Source organism: Pseudomonas sp. GW821-FHT05H12 (assembly GCF_059419385.1).
In genome coordinates this window covers 25,102-37,251 of record NZ_JBWKRS010000039.1, presented here as the reverse complement: position 1 = coordinate 37,251, position 12,150 = coordinate 25,102, and the positions used below count along the sequence as shown (strand labels likewise).

11 protein-coding genes are annotated in these 12,150 nt (G+C 63.8%); 6 read left to right on the top strand and 5 right to left on the bottom strand.

Annotated features, from left to right (window positions below; translation table 11 throughout):
* Window positions 1–41 precede the first annotated feature (41 nt).
* From AC07SU_RS26215 to AC07SU_RS26205, 3 genes are all read left to right on the top strand, one after another.
* Entirely contained in the window at window positions 42–920 is an 879-nt protein-coding gene (locus AC07SU_RS26215) for an SMP-30/gluconolactonase/LRE family protein (protein ID WP_494998702.1), read from the top strand.
* A 73-nt stretch (window positions 921–993) separates the two neighbouring features.
* Window positions 994–2,316 carry an MFS transporter gene (locus AC07SU_RS26210; protein WP_494998701.1) on the top strand — a complete coding sequence of 441 codons (1,323 nt, stop codon included), beginning with the start codon at window positions 994–996 and terminating at the stop codon, window positions 2,314–2,316.
* Between the two features lie 55 nt (window positions 2,317–2,371).
* Window positions 2,372–3,697 (top strand): MFS transporter, encoded by a 1,326-nt coding sequence (locus AC07SU_RS26205; protein WP_494998700.1) that lies wholly within the window; start codon window positions 2,372–2,374, stop codon window positions 3,695–3,697.
* Here the strand turns inward: AC07SU_RS26205 and AC07SU_RS26200 are convergent.
* Entirely contained in the window at window positions 3,652–3,828 is a 177-nt protein-coding gene (locus AC07SU_RS26200; RefSeq protein WP_494998699.1) for a hypothetical protein, read from the bottom strand. The two genes, AC07SU_RS26205 and AC07SU_RS26200, sit on opposite strands and share 46 nt — an antisense overlap.
* Window positions 3,829–3,957: 129 nt before the next feature.
* Between AC07SU_RS26200 and AC07SU_RS26195 the strand changes: the two genes are divergently transcribed.
* Both AC07SU_RS26195 and AC07SU_RS26190 read left to right on the top strand, forming a co-directional pair.
* Window positions 3,958–4,893, top strand: coding sequence for a LysR substrate-binding domain-containing protein (locus AC07SU_RS26195; protein ID WP_176995287.1), 936 nt, complete (start codon window positions 3,958–3,960; stop codon window positions 4,891–4,893).
* Window positions 4,894–5,020: 127 nt separating this feature from the next.
* Window positions 5,021–5,383: a 5-carboxymethyl-2-hydroxymuconate Delta-isomerase gene (locus AC07SU_RS26190; protein WP_176995288.1), complete on the top strand. Its 363-nt coding sequence runs from the start codon at window positions 5,021–5,023 to the stop codon at window positions 5,381–5,383.
* Between the two features lie 3 nt (window positions 5,384–5,386).
* On the opposite strand, the gene AC07SU_RS26185 is transcribed toward AC07SU_RS26190, so the two are convergent.
* From AC07SU_RS26185 to AC07SU_RS26170, 4 genes are all read right to left on the bottom strand, one after another.
* On the bottom strand, window positions 5,387–6,322 hold the full coding sequence (locus AC07SU_RS26185) for a LysR family transcriptional regulator (protein ID WP_494998698.1): 936 nt from the start codon (window positions 6,320–6,322) through the stop codon (window positions 5,387–5,389).
* 137 nt (window positions 6,323–6,459) lie between these two features.
* Window positions 6,460–7,647 carry a cyanate transporter gene (locus AC07SU_RS26180; protein WP_494998697.1) on the bottom strand — a complete coding sequence of 396 codons (1,188 nt, stop codon included), beginning with the start codon at window positions 7,645–7,647 and terminating at the stop codon, window positions 6,460–6,462.
* A 240-nt stretch (window positions 7,648–7,887) separates the two neighbouring features.
* On the bottom strand, window positions 7,888–9,330 hold the full coding sequence (locus AC07SU_RS26175; RefSeq protein ID WP_494998696.1) for an aldehyde dehydrogenase family protein: 1,443 nt from the start codon (window positions 9,328–9,330) through the stop codon (window positions 7,888–7,890).
* Window positions 9,327–10,952, bottom strand: a complete 1,626-nt coding sequence (locus tag AC07SU_RS26170) for a 5-guanidino-2-oxopentanoate decarboxylase (protein WP_494998695.1) — start codon at window positions 10,950–10,952, stop codon at window positions 9,327–9,329. The genes AC07SU_RS26175 and AC07SU_RS26170 overlap by 4 nt, the downstream gene beginning before the upstream one ends.
* A gap of 111 nt (window positions 10,953–11,063) precedes the next feature.
* On the opposite strand from AC07SU_RS26170, the gene AC07SU_RS26165 reads away from it, so the two are divergent.
* Entirely contained in the window at window positions 11,064–11,936 is an 873-nt protein-coding gene (locus tag AC07SU_RS26165) for a LysR substrate-binding domain-containing protein (protein WP_494998694.1), read from the top strand.
* Window positions 11,937–12,150 lie beyond the last annotated feature (214 nt).

Sequence of the window (12,150 nt, the reverse complement as noted above, 5' to 3'; positions counted from 1 at the left end):
GCACGGCCTGTATCCCGCACAACAACAATAAGGGGATCACCATGCGTATCGAAGTGCTCGTCGACGTCAAGACCACCCTGGGCGAAGGCCCGGTGTGGGACGTCAAACAACAACGGCTGTACTGGATCGACAGCGCCGACGGCCGGGTCCTGCGCTGTACTGATGACGGACGTGAACTGCGCGCCTGGGACGTGGGCCAGAAAATCGGCTCCATGGCCCTGCGCCACAACGGCGAGTCGGCGATTGTCGCCCTGCAAAACGGCGTGCACACCCTCGACCTCAAGAGCGGTGAACTCAACCCGGTCATCGACCCGGAACCGCACCTGCCGAACAACCGCCTCAACGACGGCAAGGTCGACCGCCAGGGCCGTTTTGTCTTCGGCTCCATGGACACCCTCGAAGACAGCGCCAGTGCCAAGCTCTACCGCCTGGACGCCGACCTGAGCCTACACACCCTGGACGAAGGCATCATCGTGTCCAACGGCCCGTGCTGGAGCCCGTCGGGTGAAACCTTCTACTTCTGCGACACCTGGTCCGGCGAGATCTGGGCCTATGACTATGACCTGGCCAGCGGAGGCGTGAGCAACCGCCGCACCTTCGCCAAGGTCGACACCTCGGGCGGTGGCGCCGCCGATGGCTGCACCGTCGACGCCGAAGGGTGCCTGTGGCAGGCGTTGGTCTACGCCGGAAAACTGGTGCGCTACACCCCCGACGGGCATGTCGACCGCATCCTCCAGATGCCGGTGAAGAAGGTCACCAGCCTGACCTTTGGCGGGCCGAACCTGGACACCCTGTTTGTGACCTCCATGGCCAAGCCGCCGCTGCCGCGTTTCCCGGCAGACGGCCAGCAGCGCGGAGCGCTGTTCGCCATTACCGGGTTGGGCGTGCAAGGAATAGCCGAGCGACGTTTCGCCAGCTAGCGCGTGTGTGTGACAAGGCAAATTCCTTCGCAACCTTGTGTCAGTGCGCGCCCTCGCGCGCCTGGAGAGGCCCATGGCAACTATCAAAAAAGCGTCGCTGCGCAGCATTCACCGGCATTCCTGGGTGTCGCTGCTGGTCTGTTGGATGATCTGGATCCTCAACGCCTACGACCGTGAGATCGTGTTGCGCCTGGGGCCGACCATCTCCAAGCACTTCGATTTGTCCGCCGACCAGTGGGGCACCGTGGCCACGGTGGTCATGCTGGCCCTGGCGTTGCTGGATATCCCGGGCTCCATGTGGAGCGACCGTTACGGTGGCGGCTGGAAACGTGCGCGCTTCCAGGTGCCGCTGGTGCTGGGCTACACCGCAATTTCGTTTCTGTCGGGCGTCAAGGCGCTGAGTGGCAACCTGGCGACCTTCATTGCCCTGCGCGTCGGCGTCAACCTCGGCGCCGGCTGGGGCGAACCAGTGGGCGTGAGCAACACCGCCGAATGGTGGCCGGTGGAGCGTCGCGGCTTTGCCTTGGGCGCGCACCACACCGGTTATCCGATCGGGGCGATGCTCAGTGGCATCGTTGCCAGCTTTGTCATCACCGTGTTCGGCGAAGACAACTGGCGCTACGTGTTCTTCTTCGCCTTCGTGGTGGCGCTGCCGCTGATGATCTTCTGGGCGCGCTACTCCACGGCCGAGCGCATCACCGCGCTGTACGTCGACATCGCCGCCAAAGGCATGACCCCGCCCGACAACGCGCCGCCCAGTTCAGTGAAAGGTGAAGCCTGGCGCACCTTTGTCGCCACCTTGCGCAACCGCAATATCGCCCTCACGGCCGGCAATACGATGCTCACCCAAGTGGTGTACATGGGCGTCAACATCGTGCTGCCGGCCTACCTCTACAACATCGCCGGGCTGTCGCTGGCGGAGTCGGCGGGGATGAGCGTGGTGTTCACCCTCACCGGCATCCTCGGCCAACTGGTGTGGCCGTCGCTGTCGGACATCATCGGCCGACGCACCACCCTGATCATCTGCGGGCTGTGGATGGCGGCGAGTGTCGGCGCGTTCTACTTCGCCAACACCCTGACGCTGATCATCGTCGTGCAACTGCTGTTCGGCCTGGTGGCCAATGCGGTGTGGCCGATCTACTACGCGGTGGCCTGCGACTCGGCCGAGCCGTCGGCGACCTCTACCGCCAACGGCATCATCACCACCGCGATGTTCATCGGCGGAGGCCTGGCGCCGGTGCTGATGGGCAGCCTGATCGCCATGGGCGGCGGCTGGACCACGCTGCACGGCTACACCGTGTGCTTCTTCGTGATGGCCGGCTGCGCCCTCGGCGGCGCGCTGCTGCAACTGTTTTCCCACCGCCCGCACGCCATGGCTGTGCAACTCCAACCCTAGAACAACACTGATGCGCCCCCCAGCCCGGCTGGCGGGGCGCCAAGAGGAACTGCCGATGACAACCGCCACCCGGGCCCGCGAACCGCAGGCGCTGAACAAACTGATGTTCGCCAAGCTCATGCCCTTGCTGATCATCGCCTACATTCTGAGTTTCCTGGACCGCACCAACATCGCCCTGGCCAAGCATCACCTGGACGTCGACCTGGGCATTTCCGCTGCGGCCTACGGGCTGGGCGCCGGGTTGTTTTTCCTCACCTATGCGCTGTCGGAAATCCCCAGCAACCTGATCATGCACAAGGTCGGCGCGCGCTTCTGGATCGCCCGCATCATGGTGACCTGGGGCTTGATCTCGGCGGCCATGGCCTTTGTGCAGGGCGAGACCTCGTTCTACGTGCTGCGCCTGTTGCTGGGCATCGCCGAGGCCGGTCTGTTTCCGGGCGTCATGCTCTACCTGACGTACTGGTTCAACCGTGAACAACGGGCGCGGGCCACCGGTTATTTCCTGTTGGGCGTGTGCTTTGCCAACATCATCGGCGGCCCGGTGGGCGCGGCCTTGATGCGCATGGACGGCCTGCTCGGCTGGCATGGCTGGCAGTGGATGTTCCTGCTCGAAGGCCTGCCGGCCGTGGCGTTTGCCTGGGTGGTGTGGTGCAAGTTGCCGGATCGCCCGAGCAAGGCGCCGTGGCTGTCGGCCGAAGAAGCGCGGGGCATCGAGCAACGCATTGCCCAGGAAACCGAAGAGGGCGCAGGCGAGGGCGGGCACTCGCTGAAGAACTGGCTGACCCCACAGATCCTGTTGGCGATCTTTGTGTATTTTTGCCATCAGATCACCATCTACACCGTGATCTTTTTCCTGCCGAGCATCATCAGCAAATACGGGGAACTGAGCACCATGAGCGTCGGCCTGCTGACGTCGCTGCCGTGGATTGCGGCGGCACTGGGCGCCGTGCTGATTCCGCGCTTTGCCACGACGCCCGGTCGTTGCCGGCGGCTGCTGGTGACCGGGTTGCTGACCATGGCGCTGGGGCTGGGCATTGCGTCGGTGTCGGGGCCGGTGTTCAGCCTGCTGGGCTTTTGCCTGTCGGCGGTGATGTTCTTTGTGGTGCAGTCGATCGTGTTTCTGTACCCGGCGTCACGCCTCAAGGGCGTCGCGTTGGCGGGCGGCCTGGGGTTCGTCAACGCCTGCGGGCTGTTGGGCGGGTTTGTCGGGCCGTCGGTGATGGGCGCGATTGAAATGAGCACCGGCAACGCGATGAACGGCTTGAAGGTGATTGCGCTGGTGTTGGTGGTGGCGGCGCTGGCGGCATTGCGCCTGCGCCAGGGGCAGGAGGCGACTCACACCAGCAATGAAGTGGGGAACCCGGAAGCCAGCACCAGGTAAGCCACGATGGCCGCCAGGCACAAGCCGACAAATACGCGCAGCAGTGTCCTGGCGGTGGGGTTCTCGATGAACTTGATGGCCCAGAGCAACACCCCGCTGACGAGGGCACTCAAGGCGAAAATGACCAGCACGGTGGTGTTCCTGCGACCCTGGAAAGCTGATTTATAGTCCCAAAGCCTGCGGATGAACAGTGCGCACATAGACGCAGGCCCCCGGGCTTTCTAAACTGCGGCTTGTCTTGGGGAAAGGGGCAGGCGCCGATGAATCGCAACGAACTACGCAAGGCCGACATCAACCTGATGGTGGTCTTCGAAGCACTGATGCTGGAGCGCAATGTGACACGCGTGGCCGAGAAGCTGTTTCTCGGCCAACCCACCATCAGTTCGGCCCTCAACCGCCTGCGTACGCTGTTCAACGACCCGCTGTTCATTCGCGTCGGCCATCGCATGGAACCCACCGCGCGCGCCGAAGAGATCATCCAGCACCTGTCGCCGGCCCTGGACTCCCTCTCGTCGGCCTTGAGCCTGACCCACGATTTCGACCCCACCCAAAGCACCATGACGTTCCGCATCGGCCTGTCCGACGACGTCGAGTTCGGCCTGCTGCCGCCGTTGCTGCGGGCCTTGCGCCAGGAAGCACCGCTGGTGGTGTTTGTGGTGCAGCACGTCGACTACTGGCGAATCCCGGACTTGCTGGCCTCGGGCGACATCACCGTCGGCATCACCCAAACGCGTGGCCTGCCGGCCAATGCCAAGCGCAAGTTGCTGCGGCATATCCGCCCCAGTCTGCTGCGCGCCGATGCTTCAGACACCCCGCTGACCCTCGACGAATATTGCGCACGCCCCCATGTGCTGGTGTCCCACACCGCCAACGTGTCCGGGTTTGCCGATGAATGGCTGGCCGAAATCGGCCGCAAGCGCCATGTGGTGCTGTCGGTGCCGCAGTACAGCGCGCTGCCGGCCTTGCTCGCCGGCACTGACATGATCGCCAGCCTGCCCGACTACACCGCCCAGGCCATGGCGGCGAGCGGCAACCTGTTCTGCGAGCCGTTTCCGTTTGAAACCCCGACCCTGGACCTCTCGATGGTCTGGCTCAGCCACGTGGACACCGACCCGGCGGAACGCTGGATGCGCTCGCGGCTGGAAGCGTTCATGAGCGAGCGCGACCTGCTGCCGGTACTGGCCGCCAAATCCTGAGGCAACCCCTCCAGGCGGGACCGCTCGCGCAGGCGCCTGACCGAAGTTTCACCGACAAAACGGTCCGATTCATTTCGGCCGCGTGTTATACGTATGACTCTTTTCCTACACCGATTCGGAGCTTTTCATGCCGCACCTGCACCTGGAATACACCGCCAACCTGCCAGACCTGGCCGTTGAGAAAACCCTGTTGCGGCTCAACAATGTGTTGATGGCATCCGGGCAGTTCGGTTCCGAGTTCGATATCAAGAGCCGCGCCGTGAAGGTCGAGAGCTTCCAGGTCGGCACCTCCCTGAGTTCACGTGGCTTTATCGCGGTGAAGCTGTCGCTGCTCAGCGGGCGCTCGCCACAGGTCAAGAAACAGCTCTCCGAAAGCCTGTTGGCGGCGCTGCAAGACCTGGGCGATTGGCCCGAAGGCGTACAGCTGCAACTGAGTGTCGAGCTGCTGGACATTGATCGCGATTCCTACAGCAAAGTCGCCATCGGTTAAGGGTTACAACAACCCCTGTTCCGCGCAGACTTTTACGACTTGCTCGCGAAACCAGGTATTGGCGCTGTCCTGTTCACTGGTTTCGTTCCACTGCATGTCCAGGGTGAACCCTGGTAAGCCGTTGGGTGCTTCGCAATGGCCGAACACGGGCGGTGGCGCCAGCAGCTTTTGCACGCGGCGGGGCAGGGTGACGACGAAGTCGGTGCCGGTGATCATCTTCAGTGCTGCGCCGTAGCTGTTGGCCCGCGCCACCACTTGGCGCTTGTGGGCCTGGCGCGCGAGCCAGCCGTCGATCATGTTGGTGTTGGAGGTCCAGGGCGTCGGGAACACGTGGCGGCGCTCCACAAAGGAGTGCAGGCTGAACGCCGGCTCCCGGGGCGCCGAGCGTTGGTCGAACACACACACCAAATCATCTTCGAGCAGCATCTGGGTCTTGAAGTCTTTGTGGGCGCGGTGAAAGTGCGGGCCGAAACAGATCACCAGGTCGAGGCGGCCTTCGCGCAGGTCGTCGGCGGGGATGTCGCTTTCCAGCTTTTGCACATTGACGATCACCGGCAGGTCGGCGCGGTCGAAGTTTTTCAGCAGGCGCGGCAGGATCAATTGCTCGAAGTATTCCGGGGCGCACACGTTGAAAGTCACGGCTTTTTGCGTCGGGTCGAAGGCCTGGCCCCCGGCGTGGCAGAGGTTGATGCTTTCGAGGATCTTCTGCACATGGCCATACATGGTGGTGGCCTTGTACGTCGGCCGCATGCCCGCCCGCGTGTTGATAAACAGCTCGTCCTCGAAACTGGTGCGCAGTTTCTTCAAGCTGTAGCTCACGGTGGACTGGCTGACGAACAGCGTTTCGGACACTTCGGTAACGCTGCTCTGGTCGTAGACGGCGATGAACACCATCAAGTCCTGCATATCGAGCTTTCTGAGCAAATTACTGTTTAGCATCCATTCCATCCGGTAAGCCTTGGCACTGTGGCAGCGCGCGACAAGGGCAAAAGCTTAACGGAACGCTCGTACCAATAGAAAGCTCTGTAGGGCGTTTCTATGTTTGGCGTGGGACAAATAATGTTTGCAACACGACGTCAGCGAATATGCCGAGCATAATGCTGCGGATTGAAGCGAGTGACGATTAGCAACATCACCACCACCACCGCCGTCAGCGACCACCAGGCCCATTCGAAACTGCCCAATTGGTCGCGGATCATTCCGGCGATAAGTGGCGACAGGCCAGCAATCAGGTAGCCGATACCTTGTACAAACGCGGTGAGGCCACCGGCGCGGCGCGGGTTGTCCAGGTGGTCCAGGGACAGGATCAGGCTCATCGGAAACAGGCCGCCGATGCCCAGCCCCAGCAGGCACGGCCACAGCAGGCTCAGGTGTTGCGGGCTGAGAATGAGGCCGCAGAACCCGAGGATGATCAGCACCAACAACACCGCGACCACACCGCGTTTATCCTGGCGACGGTTAGCGATGGCCGGCGTGACCAGGCCGGACACCACTTCCATGGCCGTCAGAAAACCCAGCAGCAAGCCGGCGTTCTGTTCGCTCCAGCCTTGCTCCACGTAGTACGGCGCCAGCCAGGCCAGCACGCAGGTGTAGGACGCCGTGCCCAAGCCAAAAAAGATCGCCAGCAACCATGCGCGGCCATTGCTGAAAAACGATTCCTGAGGCCCGGCCCCGGCCTGGGGCAGCGGCGGCAATACCGCGCGCTGTGCGTACCAGAACACCAGGGCCAACACCGCCAGCACCGCCCAGATCGCCAGGCCGATGCGCCAACTGCCACTCTGCACTTGCACGAACGGTGCAAACGACGCTGCCAGCGCCGCGCCCCCCATGATCGCGGTGACGTACAGCCCCATGAACAGCGAAACATTGTCGCTGAACCGCGACTTGATCAACGCCGGCATCACCGCCTGGATCATCGCGATACCCACGCCGGCAGCGATGGCGCTGACGATCAGCTCCAGCGCCGAATCGAGGATCAGCCGCGACAGCGTGGCCACGCCAATCACCACCAGCGACACCACGATGCTGCGGTGTTCGCCAAAACGCTTGGCCAGGCCCATGCCAAAAAACATCGCCAGGCCCATGGCCATGACCGGCAGCATGGTGAGTAAGGCGGCGCTGCTGAAACTCAGCGGCACCTCGCCACGAATCGACGACAACAGCGGGCCGACGGCGGCCATCGACGGGCGCAGGTTAAGGGCGACCAGGACAACGCTGATCATCAGCCACAGGGCGGTGGTGGGTTTTGCGTGAACGTTTTCCATGGGCAAGCCTTGAGTGAACAAGGGCGAATCAGGCCATGGGCACGGGGGGTGGGCAAATGAGAAAGTCGCAGGGGCTATCTAAAAATTGCAGACAGGCTGACTGACACAGCATCAATCCTCTGTGGGAACTGGTTTTTTGTGGGAGCTGGCTTGCCTGCGATGGCGATCTGTCAGTTGATGCAGCGTTGATTGACACACCGCTATCGCAGGCAAGCCAGCTCCCACATGGGATGTGTGTCGTTAGATGGATTTAATCACGTGCTTGATTTCCTGGAATGCCGCCAACCCCCACGGCCCCAGTTCGCGGCCGATGCTGCTCTGCTTGTAACCGCCCCACGCCGTCTGCGGGAAGATCACTTGCGGCGCGTTGATCCACACCAGCCCGGCCTGCAACGCATTGGCGACGCGCTCGGTGGCTTCAGGGTTGCGGCTGACCACACTGGCCACCAGGCCGAAGTCGCTGTCGTTGGCCAGGGCGATGGCTTCCTCTTCGGTGGCGAAGCGGCGTACACACAGCACCGGGCCAAAGATCTCCTCGTTCCACAACGCGCTGTCCAGCGGTACATCGGTAAACACCGTCGGCCGAAGGAAGAAACCCTTGGCCAGATCGGCCGGCCGTTCACCACCGCACAGCAATCGCGCGCCGTCTTCAACGCCACGCCTGATATGCCCCAGCACTCGCTGGTATTGCGCATGGTTGATCAGCGCGCCCATTTCCACGTCGTCGGCAAACGGGTCGGCCACGCGAATGCCTTCAGCCCGTGCCTGCAAGCGTTGCAGGAATTCATCCGCCAGGCTGTCAGCCACCAACACGCGGCTGGTGGCCGAGCAGATTTGCCCGGCGTTGAAAAAACCACCGCCGCACGCCAGTTCCACCGCCAGGTCGAGGTCGGCGTCGGCCAGCACCAGCAACGAGGATTTGCCGCCCAGTTCCAGGCTCACGCCCTTGATGGTTTCAGCAGCGCGCTGCATCACTTGCACGCCCACCGCGTTGCTGCCGGTGAAGGAAATCTTCGCCACGCGACGGTCCGCTGCCAGGGGCGCGCCCACCGCCAGGCCGGTGCCGCAGACCAGATTGAACACACCGCTCGGGAAGCCCGCTTCGGCAATGATCCGCGCCAGTTCAAGCTCCGCCAGCGGTGTGACTTCCGAGGGTTTGAGCACCACGCAGCAGCCGGCCGCCAGGGCTGGGGCGAGCTTCCAGGCGGTGGTCACCATCGGGAAATTCCACGGCACGATCAGCCCCACCACGCCACACGGCTCACGGCGCAGACGCGCGCTGAAGTCATCGTTGGGCAGCGCCACCGGGCGGTCTTGCCCGGCGTCCATTTCTTCAGCCACACCGGCGTAGTACTCGAAGGTGGCGATCACGTCGTCCACATCTATACCCGCTTCAAACAGCGGCTTGCCGTTGTTGCTCGACTGCAACTGCATCAGCTGCTCGCGGCGCTCGCTCACGCCCTGGGCGACCTTGCGCAACAGCGCGCCACGGTCACGGCCGGTACTCTTGGACCAGTCACCGAACGCGGCGCTGGCCGCGTCGACCGCCAGTTTTACGGCTGTGGCATCGCCCACGCTGACCTGGGCCAACGTCGCCTCGGTGGCCGGGTTGATCACCTCCAGCACGTCATGGCCGGCACGCCATACACCGTCGATGTACACACCGTTCAACACTGCGCTCATACCGCTACCTCCTTCATCCAAAGTCCCTGGTCGATTTCAATCAGCGTCGGCCCCTGGCGATCGGCCGCGGCACGCAAGGCTGTGCGTAAGTGTTCGCTGCCCTGGATACGCTCGGCGGCGCAGCCCAGTGCCTTGGCCACGCCGATGAAGTCCGGTGTGTAGATGTCCACGCCGACCGGCTCGATGGCGCGGTTGACCATGTACTTCTTGATCTCTTCGTAGCCCTGGTTATTCCACAGCAGCACGATGACTGGCACCCGCGCTTCCACGGCGCTGGCCAGTTCCGGCAGGCTGAATTGCAGGCCGCCGTCGCCGATCAGGCACACCACCGGCTGCCCGTCGCCACGCCCCAGCCAGGCGCCGATGGCGGCCGGCAAGGCGTAGCCCAACGTGCCGTAGCCGGTGGAGGAGTTGAACCAGCGGCGCGGGTGGTCGAGGTTGAGTGTGAGGTTGCCGCTGTATACCGGCTGGGTGGAGTCGCCCACCAGCACGGCGTCGGGCAGTTCGTCCAGGACGGTGGTGAGGAACAGGGTTTGCGCGCGGGTGGCGGCGTCCCAGGTGGGCGCCAGGTCGGCCCACAGGCGGGCGACCCGTTGCGCGCCCCAATCCTGGTTGCGCACAGGCAGGGGCTTGCTGCTCAGTTCTGCCAGCAAGGCCTCGGCGGCGATCTGTGCATCGGCCACCAGTGCCACTTGCGGCGGGTAGTTGCGCACGGTCTGGTCGGCATCGATGTCGACGCGCAGCAAGGCGCCGGGAATCTCGAAGCCTCCAGCGAAGGTCACGTCGTAGTCGGTTTCGGCCAGTTCCGTGCCGATGGCCAGTACCACATCCGCGTCGGCCACCAGTGCGCGGGTGGCGACCAGGGTTTGCGTGGAGCCAATCAACAGCGGGTGGCTGGCGGGCAGCATGCCCTTGGCGTTGATGGTCAGGGCCACGGGGGCGCCGAGGGTTTCGGCCAGGCGGGTCAGTTCCGGGGCGGCGTCGATGGCGCCGCCACCGGCCAGGATCAACGGGCGCTTGGCGGCCGCCAGCAGTTGAGCCATCTGCTTCACCGCTGACGGCGCCGCACCGGCACGGGCCACGCTGACCGGCTCGCTGCCGAGCAAGGCGTCGGCGTATTCCACCAGCACATCCAGCGGGATCTCGATATGCACCGGGCGCGGGCGACCGGCCTGGAACAGGGCAAATGCACGGGCCAGTACACCGGGCAGTTCCGCCGCCGACATCAAGGTGTGGGAGAACGCGGCCACGCCGGCCATCATCGCGTTTTGGTTCGGCAGTTCATGCAGCTTGCCGCGTCCGCCGCCCAATTGGCTGCGTGACTGCACGCTGGAAATCACCAGCATCGGGATCGAGTCGGCATAGGCCTGGCCCATGGCCGTGGTGATGTTGGTCATGCCGGGGCCGGTGATGATGAAGCACACACCCGGCTTGCCGCTGGTGCGCGCATAGCCGTCGGCCATGAAGCCGGCGCCCTGTTCGTGGCGCGGGGTGACGTGACGGATGCTGGAGCGGGCCAGGCCGCGATACAGCTCCACGGTGTGTACGCCGGGGATGCCGAACACCTGGTCCACGCCGTAGCCTTCCAGAAGGTGGACCAATACTTCGCCGCAGGTCGCCATACATGTCGCTCTTGTTATGGATTCGAGGCGGTATTGGACCGGCTGGCCCGTAGCGGCAACAATCGATAAAAAGTCATACTAGCCATGTCCTCACGTCATGGCTGCGCCCCTATGAAACGCCTTCCCCCGTTGCCCGCGCTGCACACCTTCTGGGTCACGGCCCAGTGCTGCAATTTCACCCGCGCGGCCGAGCAACTGCACATCACCCAGGGCGCGGTGAGCCGGCAGATTGCCGGGCTGGAAAGCCATTTGGGCTACGCCTTGTTCCGGCGCCAGGCGCGGGGTTTGAGCCTGACCGAGGAAGGCCGCGAATGGTCGCTACGGGCCCAGCAGGTATTCGGTTTGATCGGCGAAGCAGTGGAGCAGATCGGCGGCCGCCGCGAGACCCTGCAACTCAAGGCCTCCACTTGTGTGATGCGCTGGCTGCTGCCGCGCTTGATGCAGTGGCAGCACGAGCGCCCCGACGTGCCCGTGGAACTCACCACCACCGTGGCCTACACCGTGGACTTTCGCCGCGAGCAATTTGATGCGGCGGTGATCTATGCGCCCATCGCCGAGCAATCGGCCCAGGCGCGGCACTTGTTCGACGAACAACTCACGCCCGTCTGCGCACCGGCCTTGCTCGGCGGGTTGCGCACGCCGGCGGACCTGCAGCAACAGGTACTGCTGCACCCCACGCGGGATGAGCGGGACTGGGCGCTGTGGCTCAAGGTAGCGAATACCCATTTGAGCAACCTGGCCCAGGGGCATCATTTCGAAACACTGGATTTGGCGATGACGGTGGCGTCACAAGGCTCGGGCGTGGCGATCGGCGACAGCGCGTTGATCGGTGAGGATTTGAAGGCGGGGCGGCTGGCAATGCCGTTCGAGCTGCAAGTGGCAACGGGGATGGGGTACTACCTGGTGTATCCCTCGGGAACAACGCCATCGGTGGGTCTCGAAGCCCTGATGGATTGGCTCGTCAGCCAGGCACAACAGTCGTAACGCCGATAGCCAACTGTAGGAGCCGGCTTGCCGGCGATAGCGGTGGCTCAGCCAGCCCATCAATCACTGACACACCGCCATCGCAGGCAAGCCAGCTCCCACAGGTTTAATCGAGGTGGGTCAATTGGCTGGTCATGAACGCCAAACCCCTCTTGTAGGAGCCCGGGGGGGGGGGGGGGGGGGGGGGGGGGGGGGGGGGGGGGGGGGGGGGGGG

Bases quoted from the DNA above. Each gene is read 5' to 3' on its own strand.
- AC07SU_RS26215 (WP_494998702.1), top strand. From the start codon at position 42: ATGCGTATCGAAGTGCTCGTCGACGTCAAGACCACCCTGGGCGAAGGC.
- AC07SU_RS26210 (WP_494998701.1), top strand. From the start codon at position 994: ATGGCAACTATCAAAAAAGCGTCGCTGCGCAGCATTCACCGGCATTCC.
- AC07SU_RS26205 (WP_494998700.1), top strand. From the start codon at position 2,372: ATGACAACCGCCACCCGGGCCCGCGAACCGCAGGCGCTGAACAAACTG.
- AC07SU_RS26195 (WP_176995287.1), top strand. From the start codon at position 3,958: ATGAATCGCAACGAACTACGCAAGGCCGACATCAACCTGATGGTGGTC.
- AC07SU_RS26190 (WP_176995288.1), top strand. From the start codon at position 5,021: ATGCCGCACCTGCACCTGGAATACACCGCCAACCTGCCAGACCTGGCC.
- AC07SU_RS26185 (WP_494998698.1), bottom strand. From the start codon at position 6,322: ATGCTAAACAGTAATTTGCTCAGAAAGCTCGATATGCAGGACTTGATG.
- AC07SU_RS26180 (WP_494998697.1), bottom strand. From the start codon at position 7,647: ATGGAAAACGTTCACGCAAAACCCACCACCGCCCTGTGGCTGATGATC.
- AC07SU_RS26175 (WP_494998696.1), bottom strand. From the start codon at position 9,330: ATGAGCGCAGTGTTGAACGGTGTGTACATCGACGGTGTATGGCGTGCC.
- AC07SU_RS26170 (WP_494998695.1), bottom strand. From the start codon at position 10,952: ATGGCGACCTGCGGCGAAGTATTGGTCCACCTTCTGGAAGGCTACGGC.
- AC07SU_RS26165 (WP_494998694.1), top strand. From the start codon at position 11,064: ATGAAACGCCTTCCCCCGTTGCCCGCGCTGCACACCTTCTGGGTCACG.